Genomic DNA, 16,091 nt, shown 5'->3' on the forward strand with positions numbered 1-16,091 from the left:
TACTGTCCCGGTGCTAGTGTTTGTCGAAGTCGGCGCCGGCGGGCAGCGCAAACCTGAAGCGATTGCACTGTCTCTATGCCCGATACCAATTGGCCGGCGGGTAGCCCGCCTATCGCGCGACCAGCCCCTCCAGTTCCGGCAGCAGCACGACGCTTTCCTGTTCGTTGGGATCGGTGCGGGCGATGACCGCCGAGGCCGGGCTGTCGCTCAGATTGGCCGGCAGATGCGGCACGCCGGCGGGAATGTAGAAAAGGTCGCCGGCCTTGGCGACGATCCGCTGCTCGAGCCGATCGCCATACCAGGTATGGACCTCGCCGGAGAGCACATAGATCGCCGTTTCATGGCTTTCGTGCATATGCGCCTTGGCGCGGGCACCGGGCGGCATGGTGAGCAGGTGCATGCAGATGCCGGTAGAGCCGACCGTTTCGGCGGCGATGCCGGCGAAATAACTCAGTCCCTGCTTGCCTTCATAAGAGCTTTCGGGACGGATAAGATGGCAGGTGGGTTTGGACGACATCGGGCAAACTCTCGATCGAGTGGGACAAGATAAGTGGAAAGCAGCATTTTGGCAAAAGCAACGGGTAACCGGCCGCCGCGGCGGCGACGCGAAAAGCCAGGCTGCGGCCTATGACCGGACAGTCGCCAGCCGTCGTTTCGGCAAGCAAGCTCGGCCTGACCTTCCAGACCAGCGACGGTCCGGTGCAGGCGCTGTCGAATGTCGACCTGACCATCGGCAAGGGCGAATTCGTCTCCTTCATCGGGCCGTCCGGCTGCGGCAAGACGACCTTGCTGCGGGTCATCGCCGATCTCGAGAAACCGACATCAGGAAGCATCTCCGTCAATGGCGTGACGCCGGAGCAGGCGCGCGAAAACCGCGCCTATGGCTATGTCTTCCAGGCGGCCGCACTTTATCCGTGGCGCACGATCGAGCGCAATGTGGCGCTGCCGCTGGAGATCATGGGCCTGTCGAAGGCAGAGCAGGCGGCGCGCATCAAGCGCACGCTCGACCTCGTCAACCTTTCCGGCTTCGAGCAGAAGTACCCGTGGCAGCTTTCCGGCGGCATGCAGCAGCGTGCCTCGATCGCGCGGGCGTTGGCCTTCGATGCCGATCTTCTGTTGATGGACGAGCCTTTCGGCGCGCTGGACGAGATCGTGCGCGACCACCTCAACGAACAGCTTCTGGAGCTTTGGGATCGGACCAACAAGACCATCTGCTTCGTCACCCATTCCATTCCCGAGGCGGTCTACCTGTCGACACGGATCATCGTCATGTCGCCGCGCCCGGGCCGCGTCAGCGACGTCATCGAATCGACGCTGCCGAAAAAGCGGCCGCTCGACATTCGCGAGACGCCGGAGTTTTTGGCGATCGCGGCGCGGGTCCGTGACGGCCTCAGGGCAGGGCACAGCTATGAGGATTGAGCGGGATGGGCTCCCTCCTCTCCCCGACGGGGAGAGGGTGGCCGGAGCGAAGCGGAGGTCGGGTGAGGGGGCGGCGCCGACAGATCCGACGAAAAGAAATGTCGGGGCAACCGCTCGCGCTCGAAAGCTGCGGGTCGACGAAACCGAGGCTGAGTACCGACTTTGGGGGGAACTGAGAGGACGTCATCTCAACGGCTACAAATTTGTGAGGCAAGTGCCGCTTGGACCTTTCATTGCGGATTTCGTTTGTCGCGAGAAGGGTCTGATTGTCGAACTCGATGGCAGCCAGCATGCGGATTCACCAACCGACCCCGCCAGGACGGCCTGGCTGAATGGCCATGGTTATTCCGTTCTCCGGTTCTGGAACCATGAAGTTCTGGCCGAGCGCCGAGCGGTCCTTGATACGATCCTGGCTTGCCTCGACGGAAAGATTTCTACCCCCTCACCCGGCCTCCGCTTCGCTCCGGCCACCCTCTCCCCGTTGGGGAGAGGAGGGCGCCAGTCTGGCGAGGGCCGCTGATGGACTCCTTTCGCGACAAGATCGTTCCGGTGACCTCGATCCTCGCAGGCGTGGTGGTCGTCTGGTATGTTTTCGCCGTCATCCTCAACGCGCCGTTCCAGCGCGATCTCGACCGCCGTGCCGGCGAGACGCCGGGGATCGTGGAATTCATCGGCAAGACGATGTCGCAGCCCAAGCCGACGCTGCCGGCGCCGCATCAGGTGGCGGTGAATTTCTTCGAGAACACGTTTCTGCGCAAGGTCACCAGCAATCGCAGCCTTGTCTACAATGCCTGGGTGACGCTGTCCTCGACGCTGCTCGGCTTCGCTTTCGGCACGGCGCTCGGCATCCTGATTGCCGTCGGCATCGTCCATGTGGCGACGCTCGACCGCAGCCTGATGCCGTGGATCATCGCCTCGCAGACCATTCCGATCCTGGCGGTGGCGCCAATGATCATCGTCGTGCTGGCGGCGATCGGCGTCACCGGCCTGATCCCGAAGGCGCTGATCTCGACTTATCTGTCGTTCTTTCCGGTGGCGGTCGGCATGGTCAAGGGGCTGCGTTCGCCCGAACTCACCCATCTCGACCTGATGCACACCTACAATGCCAGCCCCTCGCAGACCTTCTGGAAACTGCGCGTGCCGGCTTCGGTGCCGTTCCTGTTCACCTCGATGAAGGTGGCGGTGGCCGCCAGCCTGGTCGGCGCCATCGTCGGTGAACTGCCGACCGGTGCCGTCGCCGGCATCGGCGCCAAGCTGCTCGCCGGCGCCTATTACAGCCAGACCATCGATATCTGGTCGGCGCTGGTGGCGGGCTCGGTGGTGGCGGCCCTTTTGGTGATGGTGGTCGGCATAGCCGGGCGCCTCGTTGACCGCGCCATGGGCGGCAGGCCGGCATGAGCGATCTCCTCAGCCTTGCGTCGATCACCCCCCGCTCGTGGCAAGGGTATGCCGCGCTTGTCCTGCTTGCCGTCGGCCTTTTTTCGGCGCCGCTTGTCACTGCCACGCCGGGCTATGACATCGCGACGGTGGCTTTGATCTTCATCCTGTTGCTGTTTGCGATCCAGATGGATCAATTTCCACCTGCAATCGCGGCGACCTGTCTGTTCCTTGGGGCGCATGGCGCAGCGTGGCTATTGCTCGCCGGCATAACCGGCAACGAAGGCACCGCTCGCGCCTCGTTCTATCTGCTGCTCGCCGCGGCATGGCTTCTGGCCTGGCGCTGCGTGACGGTGCTGTCAGCGCTTCGCCCGGCCTCACGCTGGGCGGCGACCGCTTTGCGGCTGATCATCCCGGCGATCTTCGGCGCCTGGATCCTGATCATCTGGGAGGCGGTGACGCGCGGCGCCGGCATTCCTTTCATCCTGCTGCCGCCGCCAAGCGCCATCGGCGTGCGCATCGCCAATTCGCTGCCGGTGCTGGCCGCCGACGTGCGGCAGACCATCTTCAAGGCGGTTATCTTCGGCTACGTCGTTGGCAGCGGCGCCGGCTTCCTTGCCGCCATCGCGGCCGACCGCGTGCCGTTCCTGCGCCGCGGCTTGCTGCCGATCGGCAATATGGTGTCGGCGCTGCCGATCATCGGCGTGGCGCCGATCATGGTCATGTGGTTCGGCTTCGACTGGCAGTCGAAGGCCGCCGTCGTCATCATCATGACCTTCTTCCCGATGCTGGTGAACACGGTCGCCGGGCTTGCCGCCTCCGGCCATATGGAACGCGACCTGATGCGCACCTATGCGTCGAGCTACTGGCAGACGCTGTTCAAGCTGCGGCTGCCGGCGGCAGCCCCCTTCATCTTCAATGCGCTGAAGATCAATTCGACGCTGGCGCTGATCGGCGCCATCGTCGCGGAGTTCTTCGGCACGCCGGTGGTCGGCATGGGATTCCGGATTTCGACCGAGGTCGGACGGATGAATATCGACATGGTCTGGGCCGAAATCGCAGTTGCAGCACTTGCGGGTTCGGTCTTTTATGGCGTGGTCGCTCTTTTCGAGAGAGCAGTCACGTTTTGGCATCCCTCCGTCCGTGGTGGATAGGGCGGTGGCGGGTTTGGAATCAGGGTTGGATTGAAGGTCCTGGTCCTAAAAGGGTGAACACTTAACTCCAGAGGGTAAAAGCATGAAAAGACTTGTTGTTTCGATGCTGGCCGGCGCGATGTCGCTTGCCGCGTTCCAGGCGATGGCCGCAGACAAGGTGACGCTGCAGCTGAAATGGGTCACGCAGGCCCAGTTCGCCGGCTACTACGTCGCCAAGGACAAGGGTTTTTATGAGGCCGAGGGCCTCGACGTCGAGATCAAGCCGGGCGGCCCCGATATCGCGCCCGAGCAGGTGATCGCCGGTGGCGGCGCCGACGTCATCGTCGACTGGATGGGCGGTGCGCTGGCCGCACGCGAAAAGGGCGTGCCGCTGGTCAATATCGCCCAGCCGTTCAAGAAGGCGGGCATGCAGCTGGTCTGCCCGAAGGACGGCCCCGTCAAAACCGAAGCCGACTTCAAGGGCCATACGCTCGGCGTCTGGTTCTTCGGCAACGAGTATCCGTTCTACGCCTGGATGAACAAGCTCGGCTTGAAGACCGACGGCGGCCCGGATGGCGTCACCGTGCTGAAGCAGAGTTTCGACGTGCAGCCGCTGATCCAGAAGCAGGCGGATTGTATTTCGGTCATGACCTACAACGAATACTGGCAGCTCATCGATGCCGGCTACAAGCCGGAAGAGCTGATCGTGTTCAACTACTCGGCCATGGGCAACGACCTGCTTGAGGACGGTCTCTACGCCCTGGAGGACAAGCTCAAGGATCCGGCCTTCGAGGACAAGATGGTGCGTTTCGTGCGCGCCTCGATGAAGGGCTGGAAATACGCCGTCGACAATTCCGACGAGGCGGCCGGCATCGTCATGGACAATGGCGGCCAGGACGAGAACCACCAGAAGCGCATGATGGGCGAAGTCGCCAAGTTGATCGACAATGCCGATGGCAAGCTCGACCCGGCGACCTACGCGCGCACCGCCAAGGCGCTGCTCGACCAGAAGATCATCACCAAGGAGCCGACCGGCGCCTACACGACCGCCATCACCGACAAGGCCATCAAGTAAGCCGTCAACCAGGGCCTCTGGGGTCCGCAGTTAAAAAAAGGGGACGGGCGACCGCCCCCTTTTGGATGTAAAATAGCCGTTACCGGTGGAAACATCCGCTCGCCACAACCGTTGTTCCAGTGCATCCTGCTTCAGCGGATGTCATCGCCACAACGGAGAATTCCATGCGCATGCAATCCTTCTCGCCGATGCTTTCGGCGCTGGCCGTTTCGGCTTCCTTCCTGTGCGCTTCACCGGCCTTGGCCGACATGATGAAGATGAAGGCGACGCTCGATGGCGCTCAGCAGAATCCAGCCGTCACCACGGAGGGCAAAGGCGAGGCCACTCTCGGCTTCAACAGCGACACGAAACAGCTCACCTGGAACGTGATGTATTCAGGTCTCAGTGGACCGGCGACGGCCGGACATATTCACGGTCCGGCAGCAAAGGGTGAAAATGCCGACGTCGTCGTCCCGTTCAAGGGCGCTCCGAAAAGCCCGTTCAAGGGGGCGGCGATCCTGACCGACGCGCAGGCCGCCGACCTGATGGCCGGCAAATACTACATCAACATCCATACGGCGGCCCACAAGGACGGCGAGATCCGCGGGCAGATCGAGAAGGCGGCGACGATGTAGCGCGCCCTCCGGCTTATGCCTCTGGCGCTCAGGTCCTGTCCCGTATCTGGGTCATCGTCCGGGTCGGCGTGATCGCCTCGGGGTCGAGCCTGATCTCGACGATCGACGGCTTGCCGCTGGCACGGGCGCGTTCGAAGGCCGGCGCGAAGTCGGCCGTCTTCTCGACGGTTTCGCCATGGCCGCCATAGGCGCGGGCGAGCGCCGCGAAGTCGGGATTCTTCAGGTCGGTGGCGACGACGCGGCCGGGATATTCGCGTTCCTGGTGCATGCGGATGGTGCCGTAGATGCCATTGTTGACGACAACAACGATGATCGGCAGATCGTACTGCACGGCGGTGGCGAATTCCTGGCCGTTCATCAGGAAGCAGCCGTCGCCGGCAAAGGCGATCACGTCGCGCTCGGGAAACAGTTCCTTGGCAGCGACGGCTGCCGGCGTGCCGTAGCCCATCGAGCCGGAGGTGGGTGCCGCCTGCGTGGCAAAGTGCCGGGAACGGTGGAAGCGGTGCACCCAGGTGGCGTAGTTGCCGGCGCCGTTGGTGAGGATCGCGTCGTCGGGCAGCATTTTTTCGAGATAGTTCATGATTGGCCCCATCTGGACGGCGCCGGGGCCGCTTTCGGGCGGTGTCGACCAGTCGAGATAGGCGGCGTGCAGCTTCGGTGTTTCATCCGCCCAGACCGGCGAGGCGGCCGGCTTGCGCCCGGCAAAGGCTTCGACGAAGGCGGACGGCGAGGCGTTGATCGCCAGCGTCGGCCGGTAAACGCGGCCGAGTTCGCTGGCGTCGGCATGGACATGGACCAGCGACTGGTCGGGGTAGGGGCTCTTCAGCAGCGTGTAGTCGGAGGACGGCATCTCGCCCATGCGGCCGCCGATCAGCAGCACGAGGTCGGCCTGCTTGATGGCGGTCGCCAGCTTCGGGTTGATGCCGATGCCGACATCGCCGGCATAGCTGGGGTGGAGATGATCGAACAGCATCTGGCGGCGGAAGGAACAGCCGACCGGCAGCGACCAGGCTTCGGCGATCGTCCGCATCCGCGCGACGGCCTCCGCATCCCAGCGCGTGCCGCCGAGGATGACGAAGGGGCGCTTTGCCTTGTTGAGAAGCTTTTCCAGAGCGTCGAGCTCGGCCTCGCCCGGCCGCGTTTCGACCGGCGTGTGGGGCAGGGCGGCCGGCGCCTCGGCAAGGCTGGTCAGCATGTCTTCCGGCAGCGAGATGACGACCGGGCCGGGACGGCCGGATGTCGCCACCGCGAAGGCGCGGGTGACGAATTCGGGGATGCGCGCGGCGTCGTCGATCTCGACCACCCATTTGGCGATGTCGCCGAAGAACCTGACGTAGTCGACCTCTTGAAAAGCCTCGCGCTGCTTGGCGTGGCTGGCGACCTGGCCGATGAACAGGATGACGGGCACCGAATCCTGCATGGCGATGTGGATGCCGGCCGAGGCGTTGGTGGCGCCGGGGCCGCGGGTGACGAAGCAGATGCCTGGCTTGCCGGTCAGGCGGCCATGGCAGTCGGCCATCATCGCGGCGCCGCCTTCCTGGCGGCAGACGATGGTGCGGATCGGCGAGTCGTGCAGCGCGTCGAGCACCGCAAGGTAGGATTCGCCGGGCACGCAATAGATACGGTCCGTTCCGTTGGCTTCGAGCGCATCGACAATTAGTTGTCCGCCGGTCTTCATTTTCCTGACCTCTCCAGTTCGGCAAGGATTTCTTCGGTGTGTTCGCCGAGACGCGGCGAGGGCCGCTCATAGACCAGCGGTGTGCCCGACATGACCATCGGCGCGCGCACCGAGGGCAACAGATTGCCATGGCCGTCGTCGAGGTCGAGCCGCATGCCGCGCGCGATGGTCTGCGGATCGGCGAACATCTCGCCGATCGTGTTGATTGGGCTGGCAGGCACGCCTGCCGCCTCCAGCCTGGCCAGCAGCGGATCGCGATCGAAGGTTTTCAGCGCCTCGATTATATGCTCGCGCAGCGTCGCCCGGTTGGCGACCCGGGCGGGATTGGTGGCGAAATCGGGGTCGGATGGCAGCTTGTCCAACCCGACAGCCGCGCAGAATTTGGCGAACTGGCCGTCATTGCCGATGGCCAGGATGATATGGCCGTCCATGACCGGCACCACTTCGTAGGGCGCGATGTTCATATGCGCATTGCCCATCTGCACCGGCGATTTTCCCGAGACCAGATAGTTGAGGTTCTGGTTGCCGAGCGCCGAGATCTGGCTGTCGTAGAGCGCCATGTCGATATGCTGGCCTTCGCCGGTCTTCTCGGCATGGCGAAGTGCGGCCTGGATGGCGATCACCGAATAGAGGCCGGTGAAAATGTCTGAAATGGCGACACCGGCCTTTTGCGGCTCGCGGCCGGCCTCGCCGGTGATCGACATCATGCCGGCCATGCCCTGGATGATGAAGTCATAGCCGGCGCGTGGCGCATACGGCCCGTCCTGGCCGAAGCCGGTGATCGAGCAATAGATCAACCGCGGGTTGATTTTGCGCAAGCTGTCATGGTCGAGGCCGTATTTCTTCAGCCCGCCGAGCTTGAAGTTTTCGATCAGCACGTCCGATGTCGCAGCCAGCCGGCGCACTGTCTCGGCGCCTTCGGGCGTCGAGAAATCGATGGCGATGGAGCGCTTGCCGCGATTGCAGGAATGGTAGTAGGCGGCCGAAAGGTTTTCGCCGTCATGGCTCATGACGAAGGGCGGACCCCATTTGCGGGTATCGTCGCCGCCATCAGGGCTCTCGACCTTGATCACGTCGGCGCCGAGATCGGCAAGCAATTGCCCCGCCCACGGCCCGGCCAGGATGCGGGCGAGTTCGATTACGCGGATGCCTTTCAGCGGAGGCTCGGTCATGGATCACCGTGATTGATCGAAAGCGCAGGCTCTGGTTTTCTTTTTATGCATGTCGTTATCCCAAAACCGCTGCGTACTTTTGGGCAACATGCACTATCAATCCCGCGTGCCGAAGTCACGGCTCTTGCAATGGGCCAACCGGACCGTGCCAATCTCGGTCAGGCTTGTTTCAGCACGCTGTCGGCCCATGCGGCGAAATCGTCCATGATGATATTTCGATTCACCTCGTTCAGGCTTTCGTGGCGGGTCTCGGCGTAAACCTTTGAAACGAGATTCGAAAAGCCCATCCTGTGCAGGCGCCCAGCGAGATGGCTGACCGCCTTGCCACCGCCGGTGGCGGGATCCTTTTCGCCGCCGACCAGGCAGATCGGCAGGGTCTTGCGGATGCCGGAAAATTTGGTGTCGTCGGCGCCGTCGAAGACAAAGCCGAACAGGTCGCGCCACATCGACACCGAGGCATCCCAGCCGCACAGCGGATCGGCGATGTATTTGTCGACTTCGGCCGCGTCGCGCGACAGCCAGTCGAACGGCGTGCGGTGATCGGGGACGGCTTTGCCCCAGGCCTGGAAGGTCAGTCTCGGCAGCAGGCGCGACGGCATGTCGGAGCCGAGCCGGAATTTTTCCCAGGCCAGGATGATTTGTGCTGCACGGCCGGCGAGCCCGGCGGATAAATTGGCGTTCCATATGGCCGCGGCGTGCAGCCGGTTCGAATTATGAAGCATGAAATTCAGCGCGACGAGACCGCCCATGGAATGGCCGAAGACGATGACCGGCAGGCCGGGATGGTCGCCGGCGATCAGGTCGTGCACCGCCGCGACATCGGCGATGACCTTGGCGCCGCCATCCACTTTGGCGAATGTGCCGAGCGGAGCGTCTGGCGCCTTGGTGGCGCCATGGCCGCGATGGTCATGGGCATAGACGTGGAAGCCGCACTCGCCCAGAAAGGTAGCGAAGCGGACATAGCGCGCCGCATGTTCGGCCAGTCCGTGATTGATCTGGACGACCGCACGCGGGCGGCCCTCGGCGCGTTTCACGTAAAGGTTGAGCGCCGCACCGGTCGGCGATGGCAGCACGCGCTGCTGGCTGAATGACATTATCGATTCGTCTCCAACGCGCCTTTTCCGCCTGGACATTTGTGTGCGCCGACGCCGGTTTTGCGTCAATCCGTCGGCGGTGTTTCGCAACGCTGTTCTTGCGCCGCAACGCAGGTATCGCAATTCTGACATGGAGAATTTGCTACCGAGAGAGGGCGGCTGTCTGTTGCCCAGCATTATTCAACCGGAGAGTACCCATGCGTACGCTGACAGGTCTTGTTTTTGGATCGGCGCTTGCCGCCGCGTCGCTGACGGGTGCTGTGCGGGCCGAGGTCAAGATGAGCGGCTCTTTCGTCGCCGACGCCATCTGTCCAGCCACCCAGGCCATCAGGAGCGGCAAGAACCCGGGCAATATCGCGACCGATGCGGGACAGAGCTACGAGCTGCTGGCTGGCAACAAGGATGCTCCCACCCACTATCTGATCCGCGTGCCCGGGGCCGATCCGGAGCGCCGCTGGGTGAAGGTCGATTGCGGCCATGTTTCGGGTGGCAGCGCGTCCGGGGAATCGGCAGCACCTGTGCCGGCCGACCAGGAGAAGCCTGCTGAGCCGGCTTCGCGAAAGCCGGAATATGTCCTCGCGCTGAGCTGGCAGCCGGCGTTTTGCGAGACCAGGCCCGGCAAGACCGAATGCAAGGCGCAGACCGCGGCCGGTTTTGAGGCGACGCATTTCACCTTGCATGGGCTGTGGCCGCAGCCGAACGGAAATTTCTATTGCCAGGTGGCAGCGGCCGACAAGGCGAACGACAATCCGGCGCACTGGCAGGACCTGCCGCCGGTCGAGCTCGAGCCGAACACCCGGTCGGAGCTCGATCAGGTGATGCCAGGCACCGCATCCGCTCTCGACAGGCATGAGTGGATCAAGCATGGCACCTGTTACGGCAAGAGCCAGCAGGCGTATTTTTCCGATGCGCTGAACTTGACGCGCGCGGTGAATGCGTCACCGGTGCGTGATCTTTTCACGCAGAAAATTGGCCGGGATCTGACCTCCGACCAGATCCGCGCCGCCTTCCACAGTGCCTTTGGTCCCGGTGCCGGCGATCGGGTTCGCGTCTCCTGCGTGAACGATCCTTCGAGCGGCAGGCGGCTGATCGGCGAACTGACGCTCGGCCTGACCGGTCCGATCGGTCCGAACTCTTCGCTCAGCGAGCTGCTGCTGGCAGCAGCGCCGACGAACGATGCCGGCTGTCCGAAAGGCATCGTCGATCCAATTGCGTTCCAGTAACACGCCGAGCCGCCGACGACGCGATAGCGCCGTCTCGGCCGGAAGACAAATCCGAAATGCCAAAACAGTTTGCCGTTCGGCGCGGCATCGCCTACATAGCGCGCAACTTCCATTCAATCCGACATTCCAGTCGACTTTTCAGGGAAAGCGCGCGTGGCACGCCAGTTCATCTATCACATGGCCGGCCTCAACAAGGCCTACGGCACCAAGAAGGTGCTCGAGAATATCCACCTCTCCTTCTACCCGGACGCCAAGATCGGCATCCTCGGGCCGAACGGCGCCGGCAAGTCGACCATCCTGAAGATCATGGCCGGCATCGACAAGGAGTGGAGCGGCGAGGCGTGGCTGGCCGAAGGCGCCACCGTCGGTTACCTGGCGCAGGAGCCGGCGCTCGATGCGAGCAAGACCGTGTTCGAGAACGTCATGGAAGGCGTCGCCGCCAAGACCGCGATCATCGAACGCTACAACGAATTGATGATGAACTATTCCGACGAGACGGCCGACGAGTCGGCCAAGCTCCAGGACGAGATGGACCGGCTCAACCTGTGGGATCTCGAACAGCAGGTTGAGATGGCGATGGAAGCGCTGGGCTGCCCGCCCAAGGAAGCCGACGTCACCAAGCTGTCGGGCGGCGAGCGCCGCCGCGTGGCACTGTGCCAGCTGCTGCTGCGCCAGCCCGACCTCCTGCTGCTCGACGAGCCGACCAACCATCTCGACGCCGAGACGACGGCGTGGCTGGAAAAGCATCTGCGCGCCTATCCCGGCGCGGTGATGATCATCACCCACGATCGCTACTTCCTCGACAATGTCACCGGCTGGATCCTCGAGCTCGACCGCGGCCGCGGCATTCCCTATGAGGGCAACTACACCAAATATCTCGAAGCCAAGGCCAAGCGGCTCAAGCAGGAGGGCCGCGAGGACGATGCGCGCCAGCGGGCGATCGGCCGCGAGCGCGAGTGGATCCAGTCCAGCCCGAAGGCACGGCAGACCAAGTCGAAAGCGCGCATCCAGGCGTTCCAGGATCTGCTGGATGCGGCCGACAAGCGGCGTCCAAGCGACAGCCAGATCGTCATTCCGCATGGCGAGCGGCTCGGCAATGTGGTGATCGAGGTCGAGGACCTGTCGAAGGGCTTTGGCGACACGTTGCTGATCGATGATCTCGACTTCAAGCTGCCGCCCGGCGGCATCGTCGGCGTCATCGGCCCGAACGGCGCCGGCAAGACGACGCTGTTCCGCATGATCACCGGCCAGGAAAAGCCGGATGCCGGCACGATCCGCGTCGGCGAGACGGTCAAGCTCGGTTACGTCGACCAGAGCCGCGATGCGCTCGACCCGACCAAGACCGTCTGGGAAGAAATCTCGGGCGGCGCCGAAGTGGTCAAGCTCGGCAAGTTCGAGGCCAACACCCGCGCCTATTGCGCCTCGTTCAATTTCCGCGGCGGCGATCAGCAGCAGAAGGTCGGCAATCTATCCGGCGGCCAGCGCAACCGTGTCCATCTGGCCAAGATGCTGAAGACCGGCGGCAATGTGCTGCTGCTCGACGAACCCACCAACGATCTCGATACCGAAACGCTGGCGGCGCTCGAAGACGCGCTGGAAAACTTCGCCGGCTGCGCCGTCATCATCTCGCACGACCGCATGTTCCTCGACCGGCTGGCGACGCACATCCTTGCCTTCGAGGGCGACAGCCATGTCGAATGGTTCGAGGGCAATTTCGAGGATTACGAGCAGGACAAGATCCGCCGTCTCGGCCCCGACGCCGTCAACCCGCACCGCATGACGTACAAGCGGCTGACGCGGTAGGTTCGATCCGTTGCAGGCGATCGTCGTTTGACCTAAATTGATCGAATGGAGTTGCCATGATCACGGTCAAATTGCCGCAAGAAGCCGAGAAGCTGCTGGCCGATATGGCGAGGGCCAGCGGCCGTACGATCGATCAGGTTGCAGTTGAAGCGATCCTCGAGACAATCGAGGATTGGCAGGACGCGAGGATTGCGCAGGAACGCCTGAAGGATGACGACGGCGCGCGCATTCCGTTGGAGGACGTGATCCGGAAGCTTGAGCTTCGCGAAGCAGCGGAACGGCGCAAGAAACCTGCCGCTGAATGAATTGGCGTGTCGAGTTCACGCGGCAAGCCGAAAAAGACATCGAACGGCTTTCAACGAAAGACCAGCGGCGCGTCCTCGAATTCCTGCATCAAAGAGTTTCGGAGCACCCCAATCCAAGAATGCTTGCCAAGCGCCTGACCGCGACCAAGCAAGAGACCTGGCGTTTTCGCGTCGGCGACTACAGAATCATTGCCCAATTCGAGGACAGCCGGCTTGTCGTGCTGGTTGTGGAAGTCGGCAACCGGCGCGAGGTCTATCGATGAACAGCACTGTCGCAAAAGCAAAGCCCGACTGGTCCGCCGCCCAATATCTCAAGTTCGAGGACGAGCGCACGCGGCCGGCGCGCGATCTCGTCGCGCAGGTGCCGGTGGCGGTGCCGCGCCGGGTGGTCGATATCGGCTGCGGGCCGGGCAATTCGACGCAATTGCTGGTCGAGCGCTGGCCGAGCGCGCAGGTCAGCGGTTTGGACAGCTCGCCCGACATGATCGAGAAGGCGAGGGCACGTCTGCCGGAAGTGGCCTTCGAACTGGCGGATGCGGCGGCGTGGCAGCCCGAAGAGCCGGTCGACGTGATCTTCGCCAATGCGGTGTTCCAGTGGCTGCCCGAGCATACGGCGATCTTCCAGCGGCTGATGGGATTTTTGGCGCCGGGCGGCGCGCTTGCCGTGCAGATGCCCGACAATATGGGCGAGCCGTCGCACCGGCTGATGCGCGAGACGGCGGCCGAAATGCCGTTTGCCAAAAAGCTTGAGGGTGCTGCGCGCGGGCCGCTGCCGCCGGTGTCGTTCTATTACGATCTTTTGTCGCCGCTCTCCGACCGGCTCGACATCTGGCACACCGCCTACAATCATTCGCTGGCCGATGCCGGGGCGATCGTCGAGTGGCTGAAGTCGACGGGGCTGAAGCCGTTCCTCGATCCGCTCGACGCGGACGAGCGACGGTTTTTTCTCACGCGCTACACAGCAGGGATAACCGAAGCCTATCCGAAGACGGCGAACGGCAAGGTGCTGCTGCGTTTCCCGCGCCTGTTCATCGTCGCGCGGCGCGCTGCCTAGAAACGATTGGCCGCAACCGAGACGCACTGCCTGGCTGCGCTTGATTCGGTTTCGCCACAATGCGCATTTCAGCCACGCAAGGTTGTGGTCTTTTGCCTCAGGCCCTTGATTTAAGCCGGCTTAAACTAGCTTGATGCGAATAATGTTGCGCCGAGCTCTCGCGGCGCCCACATCAAGCCGTAGCGCCTGCGCATGGGGACGAACTGAAAATGCATCGCGTCATCATCAGCGGCATCGGCGCTGAAATCCCCGGGCCTTCGATCACCAATGAGGAATTGGTCGACAGCTTCAATGCCTGGGTCGAGATGGAGAATGTCTGCCGCCAGGCTTCGGGCGAGACACTGCTGCAGAAGTCGGACAGCGCCTTCATCGTCCATGCTTCGGGCGTGCAGACGCGCCATGTGATCGAGCGGGAAGGCATTCTCGACCCGACCCGCATGGCGCCGCGCATTCCGGCGCGGCCGGACGACGCGCTGTCGCTGGAAGCCGAGTTCGGCATCGCATCGGCCAGGAAAGCGCTCGACCATGCCGGCCTGGAGCCACCTGATGTCGACCTGGTGATCTGCTCGGCCTCGCATCACCAGCGGCCCTATCCGGCGATCGCCATCGAGATGCAGCAGGCGATGGGCACGAAGGGCGCCGGTTTCGACATGGGCCTTGGCTGCTCGTCGGCGGCGGCGGCGTTGCATATTGCGGTCAATCTGGTGCGGGCAGGCGCACACAGGCGCGTGCTGGTGACGACGCCCGAGATCATCACCGGCCATCTCAACTTCCGCGACAGGCAGACGCATTTCATCTTCGGCGACGCTTCGGTCTCGATGGTCGTCGAGGGGCTTGCCCAGGGCGACAAGCGGCCGGGACGCTTCGAGGTGCTCGACACCCGGACCTGGACGCAGATGTCCAACAACATCCGCACCAATCTCGGCTACTACACGCGCACCGCCCAGGACGATCCGTATATGATCAACCTGGAAGGCAACCTGATCAAGCAGGTCGGCAACAAGGTGTTCAAGGAAGTCACCGTCGCCGGGCACAAGTTCATCGTCGAGTTCCTGGCCGAGCATGGGCTGACGCCGCAAGCGATCCGGCGCTTCTGGCTGCATCAGGCCAATGCACGGATGAACGCCATGATCCTGAAGCTGTCGTTCGGCCACGAGGTCGACCATGACCGCGCGCCGATGGTGCTGGAGCGCCTCGGCAACACCGCCGGCGCCGGTGCGGTCGTAGCCTTGTCGGAAAACCACGCCGACATGAACGCCGGCGACTATGGCCTGCTCTGCGCCTTCGGCGCCGGCTATTCGATCGGCGGGGCGCTGTTGCGCATGCTCTGATTGGCGCGAACGGCACCGGCATTGGAAGGCGCAGGTGTAATCGCATCAGCCTGCTTGATTGGAGCATCAGCGCTTTCGACTGGACCTGATGAGCTCACTGCGGCTAATTGCTTGGCATCACGCAAGGAGCGAAGCCTGTGCTGGACCTCTTCCCCGAGACCGACAACCCGGTCGAAATCATCCCGGCGCGGAAGCTTGCCGCGCGGGTGGCCGGGCTTTACGTCGCGCCATCAGATCATTTCGAGACACGCGTGGTGGATGAATTGCAGCTTGGCTTCGACGGCATCGACGGCGATTTCCACGCAGGCGCGACGCGGCGCTCCGGCGGGCGCGAGCCCTGGTATCCACGCGGCACCGAGATGCGCAACGAGCGCCAGCTGTCGATCGTGGCCGCGGACGAGCTGGCGATCGTGGCAGGGCGGATGGCCATCGCCGAGATCAAGCCGGAGTGGATCGGCGCCAATCTGTTGATCGAAGGCCTGCCGCATCTCTCGATGTTGCCGTCCGGCACGCTGCTGTTCTTTAAAGGAGGCGTCACCGTCAAGGTCGACGCGCAGAACGGACCTTGCCGCATCGCCGGGCGATCGGTCGCCGAAAATGCCGGAATGGCCGACCGTGAAGCCGGCGCGCTGTTGTTCCCGAAGGCGGCAAAGCGGTTGCGCGGCCTTGTCGCCTGGGTGGAAAAACCAGGCCGCATCACGGCCGGCGAGCAGATTTCGGTGCGTGTGCCCGAGCAGTGGATTTACCAGGCATAGTTGTTTGTCGAGGCGGCATCGCCAGCGGGGGGAGGTGATCGCCCACGGGTCTTGCCTT

At 63.4% G+C, this 16,091-nt stretch carries 17 protein-coding genes; 13 read left to right on the forward strand and 4 right to left on the reverse strand.

Going from position 1 to position 16,091, the window contains the following annotated elements:
* Positions 1-109: 109 nt before the first annotated feature.
* The gene (locus AC0L2V_RS11170; protein ID WP_091600272.1) at positions 110-517 is read right to left on the reverse strand and encodes a cupin domain-containing protein; all 408 of its coding nucleotides are present in this window, start codon (positions 515-517) and stop codon (positions 110-112) included.
* Between the two features lie 110 nt (positions 518-627).
* Here AC0L2V_RS11170 and AC0L2V_RS11175 point away from each other — a divergent pair, with 110 nt between their 5' ends.
* The 6 genes from AC0L2V_RS11175 to AC0L2V_RS11200 all read left to right on the forward strand — a co-directional run bounded on the left by AC0L2V_RS11175 (position 628) and on the right by AC0L2V_RS11200 (position 5,618).
* Complete coding sequence (locus AC0L2V_RS11175) at positions 628-1,419, forward strand: ABC transporter ATP-binding protein (RefSeq protein ID WP_091600271.1); 792 nt, start codon at positions 628-630, stop codon at positions 1,417-1,419.
* Positions 1,409-1,939 carry an endonuclease domain-containing protein gene (locus tag AC0L2V_RS11180; protein WP_473493690.1) on the forward strand — a complete coding sequence of 177 codons (531 nt, stop codon included), beginning with the start codon at positions 1,409-1,411 and terminating at the stop codon, positions 1,937-1,939. The genes AC0L2V_RS11175 and AC0L2V_RS11180 overlap by 11 nt, the downstream gene beginning before the upstream one ends.
* Positions 1,939-2,817 carry an ABC transporter permease gene (locus AC0L2V_RS11185; RefSeq protein WP_128180650.1) on the forward strand — a complete coding sequence of 293 codons (879 nt, stop codon included), beginning with the start codon at positions 1,939-1,941 and terminating at the stop codon, positions 2,815-2,817. Before AC0L2V_RS11180 ends, AC0L2V_RS11185 begins: the two co-directional genes overlap by 1 nt.
* Entirely contained in the window at positions 2,814-3,950 is a 1,137-nt protein-coding gene (locus AC0L2V_RS11190) for an ABC transporter permease (RefSeq protein WP_473520081.1), read from the forward strand. The genes AC0L2V_RS11185 and AC0L2V_RS11190 overlap by 4 nt, the downstream gene beginning before the upstream one ends.
* 82 nt (positions 3,951-4,032) lie before the next feature.
* Positions 4,033-5,004, forward strand: coding sequence for an ABC transporter substrate-binding protein (locus AC0L2V_RS11195; protein WP_023798699.1), 972 nt, complete (start codon positions 4,033-4,035; stop codon positions 5,002-5,004).
* A gap of 164 nt (positions 5,005-5,168) precedes the next feature.
* The gene (locus AC0L2V_RS11200) at positions 5,169-5,618 is read left to right on the forward strand and encodes a CHRD domain-containing protein (protein ID WP_473520082.1); all 450 of its coding nucleotides are present in this window, start codon (positions 5,169-5,171) and stop codon (positions 5,616-5,618) included.
* A gap of 28 nt (positions 5,619-5,646) precedes the next feature.
* Here the strand turns inward: AC0L2V_RS11200 and AC0L2V_RS11205 are convergent, their stop codons facing one another.
* The 3 genes from AC0L2V_RS11205 to AC0L2V_RS11215 form a co-directional block, all read right to left on the reverse strand.
* Positions 5,647-7,296 (reverse strand): thiamine pyrophosphate-binding protein, encoded by a 1,650-nt coding sequence (locus tag AC0L2V_RS11205; RefSeq protein ID WP_473520083.1) that lies wholly within the window; start codon positions 7,294-7,296, stop codon positions 5,647-5,649.
* Positions 7,293-8,468 (reverse strand): CaiB/BaiF CoA transferase family protein, encoded by a 1,176-nt coding sequence (locus AC0L2V_RS11210; protein ID WP_473520084.1) that lies wholly within the window; start codon positions 8,466-8,468, stop codon positions 7,293-7,295. The genes AC0L2V_RS11205 and AC0L2V_RS11210 overlap by 4 nt, the downstream gene beginning before the upstream one ends.
* Before the next feature lie 158 nt (positions 8,469-8,626).
* Entirely contained in the window at positions 8,627-9,562 is a 936-nt protein-coding gene (locus AC0L2V_RS11215; RefSeq protein ID WP_473520085.1) for an alpha/beta fold hydrolase, read from the reverse strand.
* Positions 9,563-9,759: 197 nt separating this feature from the next.
* Here AC0L2V_RS11215 and AC0L2V_RS11220 point away from each other — a divergent pair, with 197 nt between their 5' ends.
* From AC0L2V_RS11220 to AC0L2V_RS11250, 7 genes are all read left to right on the forward strand, one after another.
* Positions 9,760-10,785 (forward strand): ribonuclease T2 family protein, encoded by a 1,026-nt coding sequence (locus AC0L2V_RS11220; RefSeq protein ID WP_473520086.1) that lies wholly within the window; start codon positions 9,760-9,762, stop codon positions 10,783-10,785.
* Between the two features lie 153 nt (positions 10,786-10,938).
* Positions 10,939-12,588: an energy-dependent translational throttle protein EttA gene (gene ettA, locus AC0L2V_RS11225; protein WP_473520087.1), complete on the forward strand. Its 1,650-nt coding sequence runs from the start codon at positions 10,939-10,941 to the stop codon at positions 12,586-12,588.
* 56 nt (positions 12,589-12,644) lie between these two features.
* Positions 12,645-12,893 carry a DUF6290 family protein gene (locus AC0L2V_RS11230; protein WP_473520088.1) on the forward strand — a complete coding sequence of 83 codons (249 nt, stop codon included), beginning with the start codon at positions 12,645-12,647 and terminating at the stop codon, positions 12,891-12,893.
* Positions 12,890-13,156 carry a type II toxin-antitoxin system RelE family toxin gene (locus AC0L2V_RS11235; protein WP_473520089.1) on the forward strand — a complete coding sequence of 89 codons (267 nt, stop codon included), beginning with the start codon at positions 12,890-12,892 and terminating at the stop codon, positions 13,154-13,156. The genes AC0L2V_RS11230 and AC0L2V_RS11235 overlap by 4 nt, the downstream gene beginning before the upstream one ends.
* Positions 13,153-13,947, forward strand: coding sequence for a trans-aconitate 2-methyltransferase (gene tam / locus AC0L2V_RS11240; RefSeq protein WP_473520090.1), 795 nt, complete (start codon positions 13,153-13,155; stop codon positions 13,945-13,947). The genes AC0L2V_RS11235 and tam overlap by 4 nt, the downstream gene beginning before the upstream one ends.
* A gap of 209 nt (positions 13,948-14,156) precedes the next feature.
* Positions 14,157-15,278, forward strand: a complete 1,122-nt coding sequence (locus tag AC0L2V_RS11245; RefSeq protein ID WP_473520091.1) for a beta-ketoacyl-ACP synthase III — start codon at positions 14,157-14,159, stop codon at positions 15,276-15,278.
* Positions 15,279-15,415: 137 nt separating this feature from the next.
* Complete coding sequence (locus AC0L2V_RS11250; RefSeq protein ID WP_473520092.1) at positions 15,416-16,033, forward strand: MOSC domain-containing protein; 618 nt, start codon at positions 15,416-15,418, stop codon at positions 16,031-16,033.
* Positions 16,034-16,091: the final 58 nt, after the last annotated feature.

Source organism: Mesorhizobium sp. WSM4814 (genome assembly GCF_055811595.1).